The sequence below is a fragment of the Demequina activiva genome (genome assembly GCF_016862815.1).
Lineage (GTDB): Bacteria > Actinomycetota > Actinomycetes > Actinomycetales > Demequinaceae > Demequina > Demequina activiva.
On record NZ_BONR01000001.1, the window covers coordinates 370,467 to 390,090 of the forward strand.

Sequence of the window (19,624 nt, forward strand, 5' to 3'; positions counted from 1 at the left end):
ACTCGGCGCTGCCACGCTCGGCAGAGCGCAGCGCCGTGCGCGGGTCAGGCACCCGCGCGCGGCGCTCGCACCGTGAGCACCATGCCGAGGGCCAGCAGTGCTCCAGCGATGAGCAGCGTCAGCAGCCAGTCGTCGCTCGCACCCGTGCTCGAGAGCTCGGACGCATCGAGCACCACCACATTGGCGGTCAGAGTTCGACCGGAGTCGACCCCCACCGCTTCCAGCGTGTGCTGACCTGACTCGATGTCGAGCGGGATGGTGACGGTGGCGCTGAGCACGCCGTCCTCGTTCGCCGTGGCGGTGCCGAGCGACGTGGGCTCCGAGTAGATGGTGAGCTGGATCTGCTCGCCGGACGCGAACCCCTCACCGCTCACCACCACGGTGTCTCCCGGACGCACGGTGCCGGCGCTCACGCCGAGGGGGCCGACGCCGCCCACGCCGTTCCCGTTGCCGTTCCCGTTCCCATTCCCGTTCCCGTTCCCGTTCCCATTCCCGTTCCCGTTGCCGTTGCCGTTGCCGTTGCCGTTGCCGGAATCATCGGCCTCGACCTCCACGGCGGCCGAGGTGACCGTCGCATCGGCCCACAGGGGCTTCGAGGCGGTGACGCGGACCGAGATGTCGTGCCCGGCGTCCGTGTCCGCGAGCACCAGACCTGAGGCGGTGGCTCCATCGATGGGAGATCCGTCGCGCAGCCACTGGTAGGACACGGCCTCCCATTCGTCGGCGATCACGGCATCGAGCTGCTCGCCGGCGGTCGGGTCGCCTTCGATGGCCACCGTGAGCGGCTCCGGATCCACGATCTCCTGCGCCGGAACGGCACTCAGGGTGGGAGCCACGGGCTCCATCAGTCCCGTCTCGGCATCGAACGTGAGCCGGTCGATTGTGGTCTCGCGGTGGGTGCCGTCGCCGCCGGGGATCGCGAAGCGGTGGTACGCGATGTACCAGTCGTCGGTGCCGGGCACGTTCAGGATCGAGTTGTGGCCGGTGCCCAGGATGCCGAGCGACTCGTCCTTCTCGAGGATCACGCCGCGGTACGTCCACGGCCCCTCGGGCGAGTCAGACGTCGCGTAGCCCACACGGTAGTTCGGGCTGCCAGTGTCGTCGATCGAGTAGGTCAGGTGGTAGATGCCGTCGCGATAGACCACGAACGAGCCCTCGCGATAGCCGGTGAGTCCGGGCATGGCCTGGATGGTGCCGGGCTCGAGGGACGTCATGTCGTCCGCGAGCTCCGCCATCACGGGCGAGCCGTTGCCCCAGTACAGGTAGTACGTGCCGGAGACCGGGTCCCGGAAGGCGTGCGGGTCGATGGCCTGACCCGAGGTGACGGCCTCGTTGTTGAGGATCATCGCCTCCGGCTGCGCCACGAACGGCCCCTCGGGGCTCTCCGCCACCGCCACGCCGATGGTCTTGCGGTTCAGGTCATCGTTGTGACCGGAGAAGTAGAAGTAGAACTTCCCGTCGCGCTCGATGATGGTGGGGGCCCACGCATTGCCGCTCGCCCACGGCACGTTGCCGTCGGTGCCGTCGAGGGTGAGGAAAGGCTGCTCCGAACGCTCCCAGCTCACGAGGTCCGTGGAGGACCACACGTAGAACTCGTTGCCGCCCCATCCGGGATAACCGTCGCTGGTGGCGTAGATGTAGTACGTGCCGCCAAAGGCGATGATGTTCGGGTCCGCGTACAGACCGGGGAGCACGGGTGAGCGCATCTCGACCGCCTCCATGGTCCAGACAGTGCTGGCGGCGTCGTCGAGGAGGTACTCGACGGGACCGCTGAGGTCGCGCACGGTGCCCGAGGCGGGGCTCGCCTCGACGCCGCCCACGGTGGTGAAGACCGGCGCGAGCTGGGTGAGGTCGGTTCCCGGCTCGACCGCGAAGGTCACGGAGTGGTTCTCCGCGTCGACGATCGGGACGATCTTGAGCGTCGAGGGATCCGCCAGGGACACCTCGGTGAGCGCATCGGTGCGTCCCGAGCCCGCGAGCACCTCCTGCTCGCTCAGCGCCCGGTTCCAGATCGCGAACTCCCGGAACTGGCCGCGGAACAGGCCGTCGGCGTCGTAGTTCGACCGGCCCAGGTAGTTGGCAGTGGTGAAGCCGTTGCCGATGTCCTCGGGATCAGCCGAGACCGATGCGGTGGCCACCTGGACGCCGTCCAGGTACAGCGTGGCCGTGGTGCCGGACAGGGTGTACACCATCGACACCCACTGCTCTCGCGGCAGGTTCGACCCCTGACTCACGGTCTGCTCGGTGCTCCAGTTGCCGGTCGCCAGCGACGTCCGGTACGGGTTGCCCTCCGAGAAGAGGTAGCCGTCACCGGCACCGCCGGTGGTGTTCCCCAGGCCGTAGATGAAGTAGTTGCTGGGCAGGTTGCTGCTCAGCAGCACCTCTGCCTCGATGGTGATGTCCGTGAGCCCCGCCATGATGTTGTCCGGCAGGTTCACGTAGTCGTCGGTGCCGTCGAAGGTCATCGCGCCGCCGGTGACGTTCGCGCCTCCCTGGATGGCTCCGTCGTACCCGTTGCCGGTGACGTCGGTGAGGATGCCGCCGTCCACGGTCTCGAAGTCATACCTCAGCACCTGGCCCTGGCCATCGGCGACGACCGGGTCCGCGGTGGGCTCGTCGACGATGAGCTCGCGAAGGTTCGCCAGCTCGTCGGCGGTCACAGGGATGACCGTGCCGTGGCGCGGGCTCGCCGGGAGGTCGTAGTTGTCGGAGACCGTCCACTCGGGAGCGGCGATGTCCTCCGTCTCGAGCGGGATGTAGCCGCGCCCGCCGTACTCGTCGACGAAGAGGTAGAACTTCTCGCCGTTGACGTCGCCCGGGTTGGCCTTGAAGATCGACGGACCCTCGACGGCACTGGTGCCCGCGTCGCGGCCGATGCAGCCGTCCACGAACTCCCACTGGTCGAGCGGGGCCGTGAGCATGTCCGAGTACTCCTGGATGATGTCCGAGCAGCCGGTGGTTCCGGCGCCCTCATCCTTGGTGAAGCGGTGATAGATTCCGTCGACCTCGAGCACGGTCGAGTCGATGCGGGAGGTGCCGCCCTGCCAGATCTGCGGCTCCGAGAAGTTCACGAAGTCGCGGGTCACCGAGTACAGCATCTGGTTGTAGATCGATCCGGTGTGCCCGGGGTCGTCCTCCGCGTACAGCTTCGAGGCCCAGAACACCACGAACGCGCCCAGGGAGTCGTCGTAGTACGCCTCCGGCGCCCACAGGTTGCCCGCGTTGTCAGGGGCGACCTTCACGTGGCGCTGCTCGGACCAGGTCACGAGGTCGTGGGACTCCCACACCTCGAGGTACTGCGATCCCTGGCGCTGCGAGGCGTCCCAGCTGGTGCCGGATCCGATCGACAGGTCCGTGGCGATCATGTAGAACGTGTCGCCCTCCGGGGAGCGGATGATGAACGGGTCGCGCAGTCCCTCGGTCCCGTAGGTGGACTCGAACATGGGCTCGCCGCCGTTCAGCTCGTCCCAGGCCAGCGCGTTGTTGCCATCCGAGGCCGCGAAGTAGATCTTCTCGCCCTCGAGGGAGTTGCCGGTGAAGTACGAGAACGCGTAGCCCTCGAACTCCTCGAGCTGGATCGCGGCACGCACCGTCAGGACGAACTCCTGGGTGGCGGTCGCCTCGCCCACGGTGACCGTGGCCGTCAGCGTCACCTGCGCATCGGCCGCCTGCCGCGTCACGACGCCGTCGGCGTCGACGATCCCGGGGTCGGAGCTCGCCCAGGCGACGTCCTGGTCCAGGGAGCTGGAGGGCAGGAAGATGTTGCCGCGCACGTCCTCGACGTCCACGAGCTCGATCGCGGCTGCCGCGGCATCGGCGATCGACTGGTCGTCCGCCTGCGGGAGCACCGTCACCGTGAGGGTGCGGGTGGCCGATGCGTCGCCGCGGGTCACCGTCGCGGTGAGGTCCACGGAGGCGTCGCCGTCCGCGTAGGACGGCTGGGTGACCGTTCCGTCCGCGGTCACCACGGCTGAGTTCGAGGACTCCCAGGCGATCGTGGAGCCGTTGATGCCCTGGGTCGCGAGGTCGATGTCCGCCGTCACGGTCGAGGAGTCCTCGATCGCGAGCAGGGCGCGGTCGCGCTGCACCCGCAGCTCATCGGAGGGCACGAGTGCCTCGACGGCCGATGCGTCGAGTGCGCTGTCGTAGATGCGGAAGTTGCGCACGGATCCGGCCAGGTGGCGGTCGGTGGCGTAGTTCGACCAGCCGATGAGGTTGCGCGCGCTCACGCCGTCACCGATGTCGCTGGGCGACAGGGTGATGGCGGTCGAGCGCTCGACCTCGACGCCGTCGAGGTAGAGCACGCCGGTGTCCGTGGCGCCGTCCAGCGTGTACGTGAGCGTCTTCCACACGCCACGCTCGAGGTTGGCTCCGGAGTTCACGTTCTGCTCGTTGGCCCAGTGGAAGTCGGAGATGGTCGCCCGGTAGGGGTTGCCGGTGGTGAAGAGGTAGCCGTCGCCGGTGCTGCTGTTGGCGGCATTTCCCAGGCCGTAGATGAAGTACGGGGTGGCCTGCTCGGTGCGTACCAGCGCCTCGGTGCTGACGGTGATCGAGTCCAGGCCCGCCAGGATGTCGTCCGGCAGCTGGATGTGATCGTCCACGCCGTCCAGGCGTGCGCCCGCGTCGCCCTGGAGCGTGGGACCGCCCACATAGGTGCCGTCCAGGCTGTTGCCGGACTGGTCCTGGGCGAGGGTCCCGGAGGTCTCGTCCAGCGGCCAGTGCGCCACGAGGCCGTCCTCCGGCTCGACGGTGACGGTCATGGAGACAGCGGTGAGCGACGGGTCGAGCTCCTCGTCCGCGGTCATGTCCAGGATGGGCATGCCGAGCGCGTCGAAGTGCACCAGCTTGGCCTGGGCATTGCGACGCGGGTCGAACAGCCCGCCGTTGGTCGCGGTGCCGGCGGGCACGTCAGTGTCCTCGTACGAGCGGGCGTGGTAGACGATCACCGGATTGCCGAACTCGTCGACGGTGAAGGAGTTGTGACCCATGCCGTACATGCCGGCCACGTCACCCGTGCCCAGGGAAGGGTGCTGGGCCTTGTGCCACGACGCGGGATCCAGCAGGTCCGCGTCCTCGTCCGCCCACAGGAACGCGATGTTGTAGGACTCGTTGACGGCGGACGAGGAGAACGCGATGAAGATCCGTCCCCCGTGCTTGAGCACGGCAGCGCCCTCGTTGACCGGCGTGCCGGACTCGCTCTCGATCTCCCAGGCGTACTCGGGAGCAGTGAGCTCGATCGAGGGGCTGGTGAGCTGCAGCGGGTCGCCGGCGTCGATGGATGCCATGCGCAGCGTCGACAGCGCGAACTTGTCCGCCCACACCATGTAGTCCACGCCGTCGTGCTCGAAGTGCGTCATGTCGAGAGCGAAGTTGCCGCTGAAGGCGGTGGAGTCGGAGGCCTCCGGCTCGACGTAGCCCGCCGTCACCCAGTTGCTGGGGTCCATCGCCGCAGCACCGGCGAGCTCGTCGCCCGTGAAGCGCAGCACCGCAGGCGCCTTGTCCCACACGTTCGAGTTGCGGGACGTGGTGAACAGGATGTACCACTCGTCACCGATCTTCGCGAGCTCGGGGGCCCACACGTACTCGTTGTATCCCGGGTGGTCGTCCTCGAGCCAGATGGTCACCTCCTGCGCCTGCGCGGCGTCCAGGCCCTCAAGGGTCTGTGCCCGTCGCAGCACCACGCGGTCGTAGCCGTCCGGGTCCGAGCCGTAGAACATGGGGTACGAGCCAGTGAGGTAGTACATCCCGTCGTCGCCGATCGTGACGTCCGGGTCCGCACGCTTCCATGCGAGCGGGTCGAGCGCCGTGGTCGACAGCGGCGCCTGGACGGTGCCGTCGATCTCGTAGACGCCCGGCACGTCGAAGTCGACGCCGGTGGTGTCCCAGTCGACACCCATCGAGACGGACTCGCCGCTCGAGTACTGCACGGTGGCGCTGTCAGGCAGGTCCACGCCCGCACCGCGCACCGCAGTCACGTCGGCGAAGCCGTCCACGGACACCGACCGGACGCGCTCGAGGCCCAGCGCGGTCGCGAGGTGGTCATACTCGTCGCCCGTGATGCCGATCGCATCCGGCGTGACGGCCCCCTCGGGGTAGCTGCCCGCCGGGAAGGTGGGCGCCTGCGGGATCTCGACGGGGTCGCTCACCTCGACGAAGTCCGTCGTGGTGACCTCGTAGGCCACGTCCGTCGCGGCATCCACGTACTGCAGACGGTACGCACCGGCTCCGTTGTCGTAGGACACCCGCACGCGCTCGACGTCCTGGCCGGCAGGCGCGAAGGTGAGGCGGCGCTGATCGTCGTAGGTCACGAAATCAGTCGTGGACCACACGTAGGCGACGTTCGCAGCGGTCTGCGGCAGCAGGGCGAGCAGCCCGTAGCCACCGTCCGGCGCGTGGAACGCGGTGGGCGCCGAGACGATGCGGTTCACGTCCGTGGTGACATCCGCGGCCGCGGGAAACAGCACTCCCGCGTTGTCGTTCAACGCGGAGTACGCGATGCCGTCCGCGGACAGCGCGAGGTGCACGCTCGCGGTGTCGTCCTTGCCACCGGAGCGCACGTATGCGCCCAGGTAACCGTCCGTCCGGGGCCGCACCGTGAGATCGAACGAGCGCTCGGTCTGGTACCCGCCGCGCTCGAAGGTCGCCGTCAGCGTCACGGGCACCGCGGCGGCGGCGCGCTCGACCACCCCTTCCGTGGTGATGGCTGCCGGGTCCGACGTGGCCCAGCTGAGCGTCATGTCCTCGAAGGCGTCCGCGAGCACGATGTCCGCCCAGGGCGCGGTGATGCCCAGGTCGAACCGGTCCGCGTCGAAGGCGAGCTCCGCCTCCGGAGTGTCCGCGATCACGGTGATGTCGTACGCCCGCTCGAGCTGACGTCCCGCGAGCGCGAAGGTGCCCGTCACGGTGACGGTGACCGTCGCATCGGCCGGGCGAGTCACGGTGCCGTCGGTGGCGATCACGCTGGGGTCCGAGCTGGTCCAGGTGATGGCAGAGCCGCTCTGGCCCTCGGTGGGCAGCGCGACGTCCGCGTCGACCGTGGTGCCGTCCAGGGTGATCGCGTCCGCATCCGCGGCGAGCGCGGCGTCGATCGCCTCGGGGCCGGCGCCCGCCCAGTACTCCGCCGCGATCTGCTGCGCCGGAATGGCGGCTGCGTGGACGGTGAGCCCGCGCACGTCGCCCTCGAACAGCCGATCGGCGTAGGAGGAGCGACCGAGGTAGGCGACCAGGTCCGAGCCGAACTGGGTGACCGTGCGCGAGGTCGCCACGGTGCCCACGAGCTCGCCGTTGAAGTAGCCCGTGAGCGACGTGGGCGTCAGCACGGTCGTGTAGAGCCCCCAGTCGTTGCCCGTCGAGGGGCCCGCGATGCCGCGTGCGGCGTTCGTGGGCGAGATCCCGGACTCGGTGGTCCACGGCGAGCCGGAGCTCAGTCCGTTCGTGATGACGGACTTCATGCGGCCGTCCGGGTTGGCGGGGTTGAGGAGCCAGTACTGCGCCGGGGGGCTGCTGGGGCTCCCGAAGAACATCGCGGCGTAGTTTCCCGTGCCGCTGCGGTTGCGCAGCCACACGGACACGGTGAGCGTGTTCTGCCCCTCGAACAGGTCTCCTGGCACTGAGACATACGCTGCGTCGGAGCCGGCCGCGCCGCCGGGCAGCGACAGCACGCCGGCGGCGGTGTCCACCGCTGCGCCGGATCCCACGACGGTGCCGTCGTTGCCGTTGCCGCTGGTGTCCGAGACCACGCCGTCATCGATGCCGTCCGCGAAGTCATACTCGAGCAGCAGGGTCGCGCTCGGGTCCGCGGTCACCGTGACCACGAAGGCGCGCTGCGCCGTGCGGCCGGCAAGGGCGAGATCCGCCGTGAGCGTCACGTCCGTGTCCGTGGCGGCGCCGGTCACGGTGCCGTCCGTGCCGATGACGCCCTCGTCCGAGCTGGACCACTCGATCTGGGAGCCGTGCGCGCCGGCGATGGGCAGCACCAGATCTCCGACGGTGGTGCCGGGAAGGGACAGCGCGGCTGCGTCCGCGTCCACGGCGCCCTGGCTCGCGGCGTCGTCGCCCAGCTCCTCGTAGTACTGTGCGGCCGCCTGCTGGTCCGTGAAGGCAGTGGTGAAGACCTTGAGATCCGCCATCGCGCCACGCCAGGTGGGGTCGCCCCAGCCGGAGTAAGGCGAGGTGCCGATGCGCGCGATCAGCTCCGGGCCGAAGTCGCCGATGCCGCGCGACGTCTCGACCGTGCCGATCTTCTCGCCGTCGAGGTAGCCCGTGATGGACGTGGCGGTGATGACCGTCGTGTACAGCGCGAGCTCGTCGCCGGTGACGGGGCCCTCGATGCCGCGGGACGCCTCCGTGGGGGAGATGCCCGCCTCCGTGCCCCACGGTGCGCCGGTGTTGAGGCCGTCCGTGATCGCGGTCTTGAGGCGTCCTGCGGGGTTCGCGGGATTGAGGATCCAGTACTGCGACGGGGGCAGCTCGCTGGTGCCCACGTAGAGCGCGGCGTAGTTGCCGGGGTCCATGTCGTTGCGCAGCCACGTGGTGATGGTGAGCTCGTCCTGGCCCTCGAACACCTCCGCGGGGATCTCGACGGTGGTGTCGCCGGGCAGCTCGATCGCTTCGGCGAGGATGCTGGCGCCGCTGCCGACGACGGTGCCGTCGTTCCCGCCGCCGGAGACGTCCGTCACCAGTGCATCGTCGATCGCATCGGCGAAGTCGTAGTGGAGCGCGAGGTGCGCCGCGGTGTCGTCCAGCGGGGATGCGTGCGCAGTGGTGGCGAGGGATCCCGCGAGGAGGAGCGTGACCGCTCCCGCGCTGACAGGGGCACCAACACGCTTCAGAACGCCATCGTTCATGAGTCTCTTCACTCCATCGTGAGCCATCGAGGACCTCGTCGACAAGCGACGATGTTGTGGAGGTTAGCGTTAACAGAATGCGATGTCAACGTTAACATTGTGGTAGCCGTCAACATATCCGCGGCTGTCGGCTCACCTTCCGAACGCCCCCTGGCTTCGATCACGGCGCGAGCGATGCCAGGATGGAACAGCGCGGTCCATCGCTCGGTTGCACCTGCCAGGAGGTACACCATGACCACACGAGTTCTTGTGCTCGGCGGCGGCTACGTGGGGCTCTACACGGCGCTGCGGTTGCGCCGCAGGACCGGCCGCGACGTGCGCATCATGGTCGTCGACCGCCGTCCCTACATGACCTACCAGCCATTCCTGCCGGAGACAGCCGCAGGGTCGATCGAGCCGCGCCACGCGGTGGTGCCGCTGCGGCCCGAGATGAAGGGCATCAAGGTCGTCCAGGGCCGCGTCGCTGAGATCCGCCACGAGCAGCGCGAGGTCGACATCACGAGCGACGTGGGCGACGACCGCACCATCCACTACGACGAGCTCGTCGTGGCCCTCGGATCCGTCTCTCGGACGCTCCCCATCCCGGGGCTCGCGGATTTCGGCATGGGGTTCAAGTACGTCGAGGAGGCCATCAATCTGCGCAACCGGGTGCTGGGCCGGCTCTCACGAGCGGCGTCCACGCGCGACCCCGAGCTGCGCCGGCGCCTGCTCACGTTCGTGTTCGTGGGAGGCGGATTCGCCGGAGTCGAGGCTTTCGCGGAGACCGAGGACATGGCTCGCGCGGCCTTGAGGCATCACCCCGAGCTGTCGCCTGAGGACCTCCGCTTCGTGATGGTCGAGATGATGCCCCGGATCCTGCCGGAGATGGGCCCCGAGATGGGCGAGTACACGCTGGGCGAGCTTCGCGAACGAGGGATGGAGGTCTACCTGGAGACCAAGCTCGAGTCGTGCGTGGACGGACGCATCGAGCTCTCCAACGGCGAGCGCTTCGAGGCGGACACGCTCGTGTGGACGGCGGGCGTCAAGCCCTCGCCGGTGCTCGCGAAGTCGGACCTGCCGCTGGGCGAGAAGGGCCACGTGATCGCGGCGCCGACGCTCCAGGTCACGGACAGCGATGGCGCGATCGTCAGGGGCGCCTGGGCTGCAGGCGACTGCGCTCAGGTGCCGGATCTCACGAAGGAGCAGCCTGCCTACTGCGCGCCGAGCGCGCAGCACGCGGTCCGCCAGGCGCGTCACCTCGGCGACAACCTCGCGCGTCACCTGAACGGCAAGGCCCTCGAGGACTACAAGCACCATCACCTGGGCCTGGTGGCGTCCTTGGGCCTCAACAAGGGGGTCGCGGACGTCCTAGGCGTGAAGTTGCGCGGCTGGCCCGCGTGGTTCATGCACCGGACGTACCACATGGCGCAGATCCCCACCTTCAACCGCAAGGCGAGGGTGGTGCTGGACTGGACCACGGCGGTGTTCTTCCGCCGTGACCTGGTGTCGATGGGGCGCATCCACGAGCCCCGTCGCGCCTTCAAGGAGGCCGCGGAGAGCTGAGGGTACGAGGCAAGCCGTCGACTAGGAGACGGCCGCCGCGTCGATCAGGTGCTCGGCCAGGCATGCGGCGTAGGCCAGCGTGGCAGCCTCATCGAGTGCGTCGGAGTCAAGCGAGTCTGACGCCATGCGCACCACCGATACCGCGAGCACGCTGTCGAAGCGCACGCGGGTGTCGACGTGGGGCCCGCCTTCACGAGCGGTGCGGATGGCCGCGATGGTGGCCTGCGCGCCCAGCTCGCTCACGAACCATCGGGCAGCGCCATCGGCGAGCACGGGGCCGCGCTCGATGGCACCCTCCACGTGAATGGCCTCGACGCACGGAGCGTGATCGCCGTGCGCGGGCCACTGGGCGACCACCTGTCGGAATGCATGGGTGCACATGGATGCCTCGGCGAAGTCGCCGATCACCACTGTCGAGCCGCCGGTGGTGTCGAGCGAGAACGTCACCTGGGGCACCGAGGTGGCGAGGGCGGCGACGTGGACGAGCGTGGAGACGGGGGTCGGCATGCGGCGCTCCCAGGGTCGTGGCGGACGTTCGGTGCCACGCTAGCCCTGAGGGGGCTATTACGCAATAGTCTCGTTGCGAAAAAGAGCCGGCTATGCCAGGGAGAGGAACACCTTCTCAAGTCGCTTGAGGCTGTCCTCCTTGGCCTCTCCGTCCACGCCATCCGCGAGGCACTCGCGGAGTCCTGAGGAGATGAGGGTGAAGCCGGCCCGGTCGAGCGCCTTGGAGACTGCGGCGAGCTGGGTCACGGTGGACTCGCAGTCCTGGCCCTCCTCGACCATGCGGATCACCGCGTCGAGCTGGCCTCTGGCACGCTTGAGGCGGTTGAGCGCCGCGCGGGCGGACTCGGGTTCGGCCATGATCACTCCCTCTCCGGGCATCGCAGCTAGCGACGCAGCCACGGGAAGATGCTACGGCCTGCCGCCTGCTCGTGGCCGCCGCACCACTGATCGGTGGGAACCTTGGCCTTGACGGCGTCGACGTGCTGGCCGCAGCCGGTCCAGGTGGTCTTGCCGCACTGGCGGCAGGTGACAGGTGAGCACATGAGCATGTCCTTTCGTCGATGGTGGACGCGGCTGCTCGGCGCGTCCGGATGACAGAACAATACCCCGGGGGGTATAGTGATCGCAACACCCATTCACTGTGGAGGTACCGCATGAAGGTCGTCATCGTCGGAGCAGTCGCTGCCGGCATGTCCGCCGCCACCCGCCTGCGCCGTCTCGACGAGAGCGCCCAGATCGTGGTGCTGGAGGCCGGCGACCACGTCTCCTTCGCCAACTGCGGCCTGCCGTACTACGTGGGCGGGGTGATCGAGGAGCGCTCTGCTCTGCTGCTGCAGACGCCGCAGTCGCTCCACGCGCGCTTCGATCTCGACGTCCGCGTGCGCAGCCGGGTCATCGACGTCGACCCGGCCGACCGCACCGTGACCGTGCTCACGGCGGACGGCGAGCAGTACCTCGAGGACTACGACCACCTGATCCTGTCCCCTGGCGCCCGCCCCATCGTTCCGGATGTGCCGGGAGCCGAGCGAGCACTCGTGCTGCGCGATGTCGCGGACGTGGATCGCATGGCCGCCGCGACGGCCGATGCGCGCACGGCCGTCGTGATCGGCGCCGGGTTCGTGGGGCTCGAGGTCGCGGAGAACCTGCGCCACCGCGGCATCGACGTCACCGTGGTCGAGCTCGCTCCCCAGGTGCTGGGCGCTCTGGACCCGGAGATGGCCGTGCGCGTGCAGGACCGCCTCGTCCGCAACGGCGTGCGCGTGATCACGAGCGCCCAGGTGACCGCGATCGGAGAGGCCACCGCGGATGTCGCAGGCCCCACCGGGACGCAGACTGTGCCGGCGGACCTCGTGGTGGCGTCCATCGGCGTCACTCCTGACTCGACGCTCGCCGCTGCGGCAGGCGCGGATCTCGGCCCGCGCGGTGCGATCCTCGTGGACGAGGACATGCGCACCTCCGTGCCCGGCATCTACGCGGTGGGCGACGCCGCCGCCAAGCGCGACGCATTCGGGGACGGACCCACCTTGATCCCGCTCGCCAACCTCGCCAACCGCCACGGCCGTCGGGTCGCGGACGTGATCGCCGGCATGCCCGGTCGCGGTCGCCCCAGCATCGGGACCGCGGTGGTGGGAGTGTTCGGGCTCACTGCGGCCGTCACCGGCCGCACGGAGCGCCGCCTGCGCGCCGAGGGTCGCGACTACCGCGCGATCCACAGTCACCCGATGGACCACGCGGGCTACTACCCCGGTGCGACCCAGATGACGCTCAAGCTCCTGGTCGACCCGTCTACGGACGCGATCCTGGGCGCCCAGGGCGTGGGCGAGGCGGGCGTGGACAAGCGCATCGACATCATCGCGACGGCGATCGCGGGCGGGATCACGGCATCCGAGCTCGCGGACCTCGAGCTCGCCTACGCACCCGCGTACGGCTCCGCGAAGGACCCCATCAACATGCTCGGATACGTCGCGGAGAACGCCGCGGCTGGCACCACGCCCAGCGTGCAGTGGCACGAGCTCGCGAGCGCGGGGGACGAGGCTCCCGTGGTGCTGGACGTGCGCACCGCGGCCGAGCACGCTCGCGGCACCGTCGTCCCACCGTGGGGCGACGCACCCGTCAACATCGCCGTCGACGATCTCCGCGAGCGCCACGGGGAGCTCCCGCGCGATCGCCGCATCGTGGTGCACTGCCAAGTGGGCCAGCGTGGCCACACCGCGACGCGACTGCTGCGCCAGCTGGGCTACGACGCGGCCAACCTCGACGGCGGCTACCTCACCTGGCGCGACGGGATCCGCACGCTCGAGCAGGCCGCCGCATCGGCCGTCTAGCACCCGCTTCCTTCTACGAAATTTGGCACCATTTTCATCGCCCAAGGGCTTGGGCGATGAAAATAGTGCCAAATTCTGGGGTAGAGGGGTAGAGGGGTGTCAGCCGGCCGAGGCGATGGTGGGCTTGGCGGCTCGGCCCAGGCAGCAGTCCGTGGGGCACACGTCCTGCCACGGGCCGAGTCCGGTGAGGGCCACGCGGTCGCGTGGCTGGTCGCCCTCGGCGGCCACGTGGCGCTCCTCGACCAGATCGATGAGGCCGGACACGAACGCCGGGTCGATGCCCACGGTGGGCACGCGCACCATCGTCAGGGCCCGCTCCTGCGCGGTCTCGAGCGCCTCGTTGTCGAGGTCCCAGGCGACCTCCATGTGGTCGGACACGAACCCCACCGGAGACACCACCAGTCCGGTGACGTCCGCGGGCAGCGCCTCGATCGCCAGGTTGATGTCGGGCTCCAGCCACGGCACGGAGGGGTCGCCGGAGCGCGACTGGTAGACCAGCGACCACGGCACGTCAGGGAACTCGTCCGCGAGACGGTCCATGATCAGCGCGGACACCGCTCGCTGCTGCTCGGCGTACCAGCCGCCTCCCTGGTGCCACTCCTCGCCGCCACCCGTGGCGACCGGAGTGCCGTCGGGGAGCGTCTCGCGCGGGCCGGACACGTCCGCCGCGGCCGAAGGGATCGAGTGCGTCGCGAACATCACGTACGGTCGCTCGCCCTTGCCCTGCTCGACCAGCGACCGCAGCCCCGCGCGCGCCGCGTCGACGTTGGGCTCCACGAATCCGGGGTGGTCGAAGTACTGGCGCACCTTGTCCAGTTCCAGCTCGCCGGTCAGGCCGGCCTCCTCCAGCGCCGTCGCTAGGTCCTCGCGGTAGGCGCGGCATCCGGAGTACGACGAGAACGCCGTGGTGACCAGCACGAGCACGCGGCGGTGGCCGTCCTCGTGCAGAGCCTTGAGCGCATCGGCGAAGTACGGCGCCCAGAAGCGATTGCCCCAATACACCGGCAGGTCGAGCCCGCGCTTGGCGATCTCCGCCTCGAGCGCCGCCTGCAGGTCGCGGTTCTGCTGGTTGATGGGGCTCACTCCGCCGAAGTGCCGGTAGTGGTGCGAGACCTCTTCGAGCCGCTCGTCCGGCACCCCGCGGCCGCGCGTGACGTTGCGCAGGTACGGGATCACGTCGTCCTGGCCCTCGGGGCCGCCGAACCCGGCGAGCAGGATGCAGTCGTAGGTCTTGGCAGGCACGGTGCGCTGCGCGGCAGCCAGGGGAGGCAGGGTCTCGGTCACGATGCCAGCACCTCCACGGCCTCGGCCGTCTCGACGCGACGCCCGGTGTAGAACGGGACCTCCTCGCGCACGTGACGTCGAGCCTCGGTGTACCGGAGCTCGCGCATCATGTCGACAAGGTCTGTGACCTCGTCCGCCTCCATGGGCAGCAGCCACTCGTAGTCACCCAGAGCGAACGCGGCGACGGTGTTGGCGACCACACCCTTGAACGCCGCGCCCTTGATCCCGTGCTCGCGCAGCATCTGGCCGCGCTCCTCGTCGCTCAGCAGGTACCACTCGTAGGACCGCACGAACGGGTACACGGTGAGCCAGTCGCGGGGACGCTCGCCGCGCAGGAAGCCCGGCACGTGGGACTTGTTGAACTCGGCGGCGCGGTGCACGCCGGCCGCGGACCACGTGAGCTTCGTGTCCGCCAGCAGCTCGGTGGCGCGCAGCTCGCGCAGGGCCAGTTGGAGGTCAGCGAGATCGGGGCCGTGCAGCCACAGCATCACGGTGCCGTCCGCCCGCAGGCCGGAGACGTCGTAGATGCCACGGAGAGTGACGTCATGCTCCTTGAGCTCCTCGACGGCGGCGTCGAAGTGCTCGACCACCTCCGCGAGCTCGTCGTCAGGGGCGTCGAGCAGTCCATCGAGAACGGAGAACAGGGTGAAGCCTTCAGGCTGATCAGTCATGGGTCCATTGTCTGTGGTTCGGGCCGCCGATGCGAATCTCACCAGTGCTCCTTGCCCTCCGCGGACGTGCCCGTCTGCACGTCCACGCATCAGCGCGCTCGCCTAGGCTTGCCCGCATGGATGCCGAGGCCGCGCTGCGTGGGTTGATGACAGCCATCGACGAGCACCGCTGGGACGATCTCGAGGGCTACCTGCATCCCGGCTTCACCTGCGTGCTGGTGCACACCGGAGAGCGCTTCGGCCGTGATGAGTGGATCCGCTTCAACGCCGAGTACCCGGGCTTCGACCGCCTGCGCGTCGAGGAGCTCGTCGCAAGCGCCGAGCACGCAGCGTGCCGATCGCATGTCACGTCCACGGGTCCCACGGGCGGCCAGCACTTCGCGTGCGCCAGCTTCGCTCGCATGAGCGACGGCCTGATCATCGACCTCACCGAGGTCTGGACGGATGTCCAGCAGGAGGCTCCGCTCGGCACTCGTCCGAGGATCGACGCGGCACCGGCGACCTAAACGATTGGACCTTCGTCGCGACGTGACGGGCGCGGGTGCGGCAGTGCGAGGGACCTCCGGCCATCCGCTTGAGCGTCACGTGCCTCATGCACCCGCGTGGTGGCGGATGAGAGGACGTCACGTGCCTACGTCGTGGGGCGAGCGGTTCCCAGGTTCGAGCGCTTGTCCGCGGCGACGATCGCGGCGATGCCGCTCAGGCCTGCCGCGGATCCCACCAGGTGCAGCCCCGGCACGGGCTCACGGTCCTCGACGGCCGCGGGAGCCGAATCGTGCCACTGGATGCGCGCGATGTCGCGCACCTGGCTGTCCTTGAGGCTCACGCCCAGGAGGGCCGATGCGTCGGTCAGCGCGTGCGTGCGGGCGTCACGTGCATTGTCGATGCCGTAGGACAGCCGCACGATGTGCCGGCCCTCGGCCCGCTGCGCGAGCCAGCCCCATTTCGCGGTCGAGTGGGTGAGCGCCTTGGCGCCGGAGACGTTGCCCACCGCGAGCACTCCGGTCCCGCGCGGCGCACCGTCGAGCTCGGGAGCATCCAGCGCGAGGGTGACCAGGGCCACCTGCCGGGACTCCTCCCATGCCACGTCCGGCACCAGCGCCGCGACCACGGGACGCGGCACGGCCAGCACCACCGCATCGGCCGTGCGGGCCTCGCCCTCGGACCACACCTTCCAGCGCGAGCCCGTGCGCTCGACCGCGCCCACCGGGGTGTCGGTGCGAATCTGTGCGCCGGCCGCGCGCGCATCGGCCTCCAGCGCGTCCGCCAGCGTGAGCATGCCGCCATCAAGCCCCAGCACGGCGGATCCTGACGGCGCCGCAGCGCGGCGAGCGCTCGCAGCGCGCACCAGTCCGCCGCGGTCGCGGATGTCCTGCGCAAGCCCGGGCGCGACGTCCCCCAGGGTGATGTCGTCGAGGGGCCGGGAGAAGATCCCCTGCACCACCGGCGCCACCAGGCGATCGGTGGCGACATCGCCCAGGCGGCGACGAGCCAGCGCTCCCAGGCTCTCGGAGTCGTCGATGTCGCCCACATCCATGAACCGGTCGCCGGCGGCACGCAGCGCGCCTCGCCATCCGATCGCCCGGCGCACGTCTCGACCCAGCGAGACCGTGGGCACTCCCAGCCAGCCTGCGCGTGGCAGGGGGTAGGCGTCGTCGGAGGTGACCACCCACGCGGAATGGGGCTCGGGATGCACCACGCGGTCGGCGATGCCCAGGTCGCTCAGGAGGCCGGCCACGTGCCCGCCACGCGTCGCGAAGGACTCGGCGCCGGCGTCGAGCTCGAGCCCGTCCACGGTGATGCCGGTCACTCGGCCGCCCACGTGCGGCTCGGACTCGAGGACGGTCACGTGCTGGCCGGCGCGCGCGAGCCTGCGCGCGGCGAGGAGCCCGGCCACGCCCCCGCCGACGACGATCCAGGTGCGCCGGTCAGCCACGCTCGTGAACCAGGTCGACGATGCGCTTGACCACATCCGGGTTGGCGTGGGGCGGCATGCCGTGGCCCAGGTTGACCACGTGGCCCGGGGCGGCCTCGCCTCGCCGCAGCACGTCGAGCACGTGCCTCTCGAGGGTCTCGCGCGGCGCGGCCAGCATCGCGGGGTCGATGTTGCCCTGCAGCGGGAAGCGGCCGTCGGTCATCTCCGCGGCGATGTCGAGTGGGGTGCGGTAGTCGACGCCCAGCGCCGTCGCGCCGGCCGCACCCAGCTCGATCAACAGGTGGCCGGCATTGGCGGCGAAGTGGATGCGCGGGACATCGAGGTCGGCGACCGCCATGAGGGCCGTGTGGGAGCCACCCTGGCACTGCTCGGCATAGTCGCGCGCGGACAGCGAGCCGGCCCACGAGTCGAACAGCTGGATGGCCGATGCGCCCGCGAGCACCTGGGCGCGCAGGAACAGACCGGCGGCCTTCGCGGTCCAGCGCACCAGCGCCTGCCATACGTCGGGCGCGGTGTGCATGAGCTCACGCGCTCCCAGGTGATCGCGCGAGGGGCGACCGTCCACCATGTAGGCGGCGAGCGTGAACGGGGCGCCCGCGAACCCGATCAGCGGCGTGCGGTCGAGCTCGTCGACCGTGATCTCCACGGCGGCCCGCACCGCGTCGAGACCTGTGTCGAACGTGCCCCTGTCGCCCGCGACGCCCAGCGACGGCAGCGCCTCGACGTCCGCCATGGTGCGAATGGGGCGTGCGAACACCGGGCCCACGCCGGGCTTGATGTCGACCTCCACGCCGGCGATGCGCATGGGCACCACGATGTCGGAGAAGAAGATGGCCGCGTCCACGCCGTAGCGCCGCACCGGCTGCAGGGTGATCTCGGAGGCGAGGCCCGGCGTGAGGCAGGCGTCGAGCATCGCCGTGCCGGCACGGGCCTCCTGGTACTCCGGCAGGGAGCGGCCCGCCTGGCGCATGAACCACACGGGCCGGTGGTCAGGCCTGCCGCCGGTGAGCGCCGCGATCAGCGGAGAGGTCGCCGTGCGCCCATCGGCGAGGGGGTGAGAGGAGGGCAGCGCGGACGGCGTCATGCGTCGATTCTGCCTTGTTTGGCGCGCGTGTCAGAATGGAGGGGTGGTGTTGATGTCTCTCGTGGCCAGTCACCGCAACCGCGACCTCGCCGTCCTGGAGCAGCTCAGTGTGGGCTCCGACGCTCTTGGCTCGTCCGTTGCGGCAGGCTCCCCCATTCGCGGTGCAGTGGTTCTCCCGACCTGCAACCGCTTCGAGGTGTACCTCGAGGCGGATGACGTCGAGTCCGGACGGGCCGCGGTGATCGACGAGCTCGAACGCACCACCGCCCTCGATCGCGAGGCGATCGAGTCCGCACTGGCCACGTACGAGGGCGACGACGCCGTCCAGCATCTGCTGTCCGTCTCCACCGGCCTCGAGTCGATGGTCGTGGGCGAGCGAGAGATCTCCGGTCAGGTGCGGCGCGCGCACATCGACGCGCAGGCCGGCAACCACCTGAGCCCGCTCCTGGACCGTCTGTTCCAGTCCGCGCTGCGCACGTCCCGCGTGGTCGCCTCCTCCACCGGACTGGGGACCTCGGGACGCTCGGTGGTGTCCGTCGCGTTCGACCTGGCGTCCGAGACCGTCGACTGGGCCGGCGCCCGCGCCGTCGTGATCGGCACCGGAGCGCTGGCGGAGACCGGCGTGGGATCCCTGCTGTCGCGTGGCGTCACCGTGGAGGGCGTGTTCTCGCCGTCCGGCCGCGCAGCCGAGTTCGGGGCGCGTCACAGCCTCAAGCCGCTCGACCAGCAGCAGCTGCGCGCCGCGCTGCGCGAGGTCGACCTGGTGCTGGCCTGCTCCGGCGGCGAGTCGATCGTGCTCACGCCGGCCATGGTCGCCGCGGCACGTGCCGAGTCGACCACGCCGCTCACCATCGTGGACCTGGCGCTGCATCGCGATGTCGCTCCCGGTGTCGCGGATCTGCGCGGTGTGCACGTGGTGAACCTGGAGTCCGTGGGGGCACAGGCGCCCGAGGAGTCCGTAGGCTCGATCGAGGCCGCGCGAGCGATCGTGGCGCACGCGGTCGCACGGTTCGGCGACGGAGAGAGCGCTCGTGCGCTCGACCCTGCCGTGGTCGCGCTGCGCGAGCACGTGTTCGGACTGCTGGAGCGTGAGACTGCGCGCATCCGGCCCGGTGCGGGCGCCTCCGAGGAGGACATCGCGCGCGCCGACGCCATCGAGGCCGCGCTGCGCCGCTTCGCCAAGACCCTCCTGCACACGCCGACGGTGCGTGCCCGCGAGCACGCCCAGGCCGGCGAGGCGGACCGCTACCTGGGTGCGATCCGGGCGCTGTACGGCATCGACGTCGACGTGCCTGCCGACGCATGCCCCGCACCCGAGATGGGCGGCGAGATCCCGCTGGATCTTCCCGCGCACGCCCACCTGCGCCAGGACTGAGCCTGCGTTCGCGCGGGCGGCGACCCGCGCATCGGCCCTCCCCTTCCCAGAATCT

At 69.9% G+C, this 19,624-nt stretch carries 12 protein-coding genes; 4 read left to right on the top strand and 8 right to left on the bottom strand.

Annotated features, from left to right (window positions below; translation table 11 throughout):
- Positions 1-44: 44 nt before the first annotated feature.
- Positions 45-8,846, bottom strand: a complete 8,802-nt coding sequence (locus Dac01nite_RS01755; protein WP_203653055.1) for a family 43 glycosylhydrolase — start codon at positions 8,844-8,846, stop codon at positions 45-47.
- 231 nt (positions 8,847-9,077) lie between these two features.
- On the opposite strand from Dac01nite_RS01755, the gene Dac01nite_RS01760 reads away from it, so the two are divergent.
- Entirely contained in the window at positions 9,078-10,388 is a 1,311-nt protein-coding gene (locus tag Dac01nite_RS01760; RefSeq protein WP_203653056.1) for an NAD(P)/FAD-dependent oxidoreductase, read from the top strand.
- Between the two features lie 21 nt (positions 10,389-10,409).
- Here the strand turns inward: Dac01nite_RS01760 and Dac01nite_RS01765 are convergent, their stop codons facing one another.
- The 3 genes from Dac01nite_RS01765 to Dac01nite_RS01775 all read right to left on the bottom strand — a co-directional run bounded on the left by Dac01nite_RS01765 (position 10,410) and on the right by Dac01nite_RS01775 (position 11,437).
- On the bottom strand, positions 10,410-10,895 hold the full coding sequence (locus Dac01nite_RS01765; protein ID WP_203653057.1) for a hypothetical protein: 486 nt from the start codon (positions 10,893-10,895) through the stop codon (positions 10,410-10,412).
- A gap of 90 nt (positions 10,896-10,985) precedes the next feature.
- Positions 10,986-11,273 (bottom strand): metal-sensitive transcriptional regulator, encoded by a 288-nt coding sequence (locus Dac01nite_RS01770; RefSeq protein ID WP_373307232.1) that lies wholly within the window; start codon positions 11,271-11,273, stop codon positions 10,986-10,988.
- Positions 11,274-11,278: 5 nt separating this feature from the next.
- Positions 11,279-11,437, bottom strand: a complete 159-nt coding sequence (locus Dac01nite_RS01775; RefSeq protein ID WP_203653058.1) for a DUF8730 family Cys-rich protein — start codon at positions 11,435-11,437, stop codon at positions 11,279-11,281.
- Positions 11,438-11,548: 111 nt separating this feature from the next.
- Between Dac01nite_RS01775 and Dac01nite_RS01780 the strand changes: the two genes are divergently transcribed.
- The gene (locus tag Dac01nite_RS01780) at positions 11,549-13,219 is read left to right on the top strand and encodes an FAD-dependent oxidoreductase (protein ID WP_203653059.1); all 1,671 of its coding nucleotides are present in this window, start codon (positions 11,549-11,551) and stop codon (positions 13,217-13,219) included.
- Between the two features lie 99 nt (positions 13,220-13,318).
- Here the strand turns inward: Dac01nite_RS01780 and Dac01nite_RS01785 are convergent, their stop codons facing one another.
- Together Dac01nite_RS01785 and hemQ are read right to left on the bottom strand one after the other, a co-directional pair.
- Positions 13,319-14,503: a ferrochelatase gene (locus Dac01nite_RS01785; protein WP_239066453.1), complete on the bottom strand. Its 1,185-nt coding sequence runs from the start codon at positions 14,501-14,503 to the stop codon at positions 13,319-13,321.
- Positions 14,500-15,174 (bottom strand): hydrogen peroxide-dependent heme synthase, encoded by a 675-nt coding sequence (gene hemQ, locus Dac01nite_RS01790; RefSeq protein WP_203653060.1) that lies wholly within the window; start codon positions 15,172-15,174, stop codon positions 14,500-14,502. Before hemQ ends, Dac01nite_RS01785 begins: the two co-directional genes overlap by 4 nt.
- Before the next feature lie 116 nt (positions 15,175-15,290).
- Here hemQ and Dac01nite_RS01795 point away from each other — a divergent pair, with 116 nt between their 5' ends.
- A complete protein-coding gene (locus tag Dac01nite_RS01795; protein ID WP_203653061.1) occupies positions 15,291-15,680 on the top strand; it encodes a nuclear transport factor 2 family protein in 390 nt (129 codons plus the stop codon).
- A gap of 125 nt (positions 15,681-15,805) precedes the next feature.
- On the opposite strand, the gene Dac01nite_RS01800 is transcribed toward Dac01nite_RS01795, so the two are convergent.
- Positions 15,806-17,110, bottom strand: a complete 1,305-nt coding sequence (locus Dac01nite_RS01800; protein WP_239066454.1) for a protoporphyrinogen/coproporphyrinogen oxidase — start codon at positions 17,108-17,110, stop codon at positions 15,806-15,808.
- Positions 17,103-18,194 carry a uroporphyrinogen decarboxylase gene (hemE, locus tag Dac01nite_RS01805; RefSeq protein ID WP_203653063.1) on the bottom strand — a complete coding sequence of 364 codons (1,092 nt, stop codon included), beginning with the start codon at positions 18,192-18,194 and terminating at the stop codon, positions 17,103-17,105. The genes Dac01nite_RS01800 and hemE overlap by 8 nt, the downstream gene beginning before the upstream one ends.
- Positions 18,195-18,246: 52 nt before the next feature.
- Here hemE and Dac01nite_RS01810 point away from each other — a divergent pair, with 52 nt between their 5' ends.
- Entirely contained in the window at positions 18,247-19,569 is a 1,323-nt protein-coding gene (locus Dac01nite_RS01810; protein ID WP_239066509.1) for a glutamyl-tRNA reductase, read from the top strand.
- Positions 19,570-19,624 lie beyond the last annotated feature (55 nt).

What these genes read in the sequence shown, in the direction of transcription:
- Dac01nite_RS01755 (WP_203653055.1), bottom strand. Translation starts at nt 8,846, where the DNA reads ATGAACGATGGCGTTCTGAAGCGTGTTGGTGCCCCTGTCAGCGCGGGA.
- Dac01nite_RS01760 (WP_203653056.1), top strand. Translation starts at nt 9,078, where the DNA reads ATGACCACACGAGTTCTTGTGCTCGGCGGCGGCTACGTGGGGCTCTAC.
- Dac01nite_RS01765 (WP_203653057.1), bottom strand. Translation starts at nt 10,895, where the DNA reads ATGCCGACCCCCGTCTCCACGCTCGTCCACGTCGCCGCCCTCGCCACC.
- Dac01nite_RS01770 (WP_373307232.1), bottom strand. Translation starts at nt 11,273, where the DNA reads ATGCCCGGAGAGGGAGTGATCATGGCCGAACCCGAGTCCGCCCGCGCG.
- Dac01nite_RS01775 (WP_203653058.1), bottom strand. Translation starts at nt 11,437, where the DNA reads ATGTGCTCACCTGTCACCTGCCGCCAGTGCGGCAAGACCACCTGGACC.
- Dac01nite_RS01780 (WP_203653059.1), top strand. Translation starts at nt 11,549, where the DNA reads ATGAAGGTCGTCATCGTCGGAGCAGTCGCTGCCGGCATGTCCGCCGCC.
- hemQ (WP_203653060.1), bottom strand. Translation starts at nt 15,174, where the DNA reads ATGACTGATCAGCCTGAAGGCTTCACCCTGTTCTCCGTTCTCGATGGA.
- Dac01nite_RS01795 (WP_203653061.1), top strand. Translation starts at nt 15,291, where the DNA reads ATGGATGCCGAGGCCGCGCTGCGTGGGTTGATGACAGCCATCGACGAG.
- hemE (WP_203653063.1), bottom strand. Translation starts at nt 18,194, where the DNA reads ATGACGCCGTCCGCGCTGCCCTCCTCTCACCCCCTCGCCGATGGGCGC.
- Dac01nite_RS01810 (WP_239066509.1), top strand. Translation starts at nt 18,247, where the DNA reads ATGTCTCTCGTGGCCAGTCACCGCAACCGCGACCTCGCCGTCCTGGAG.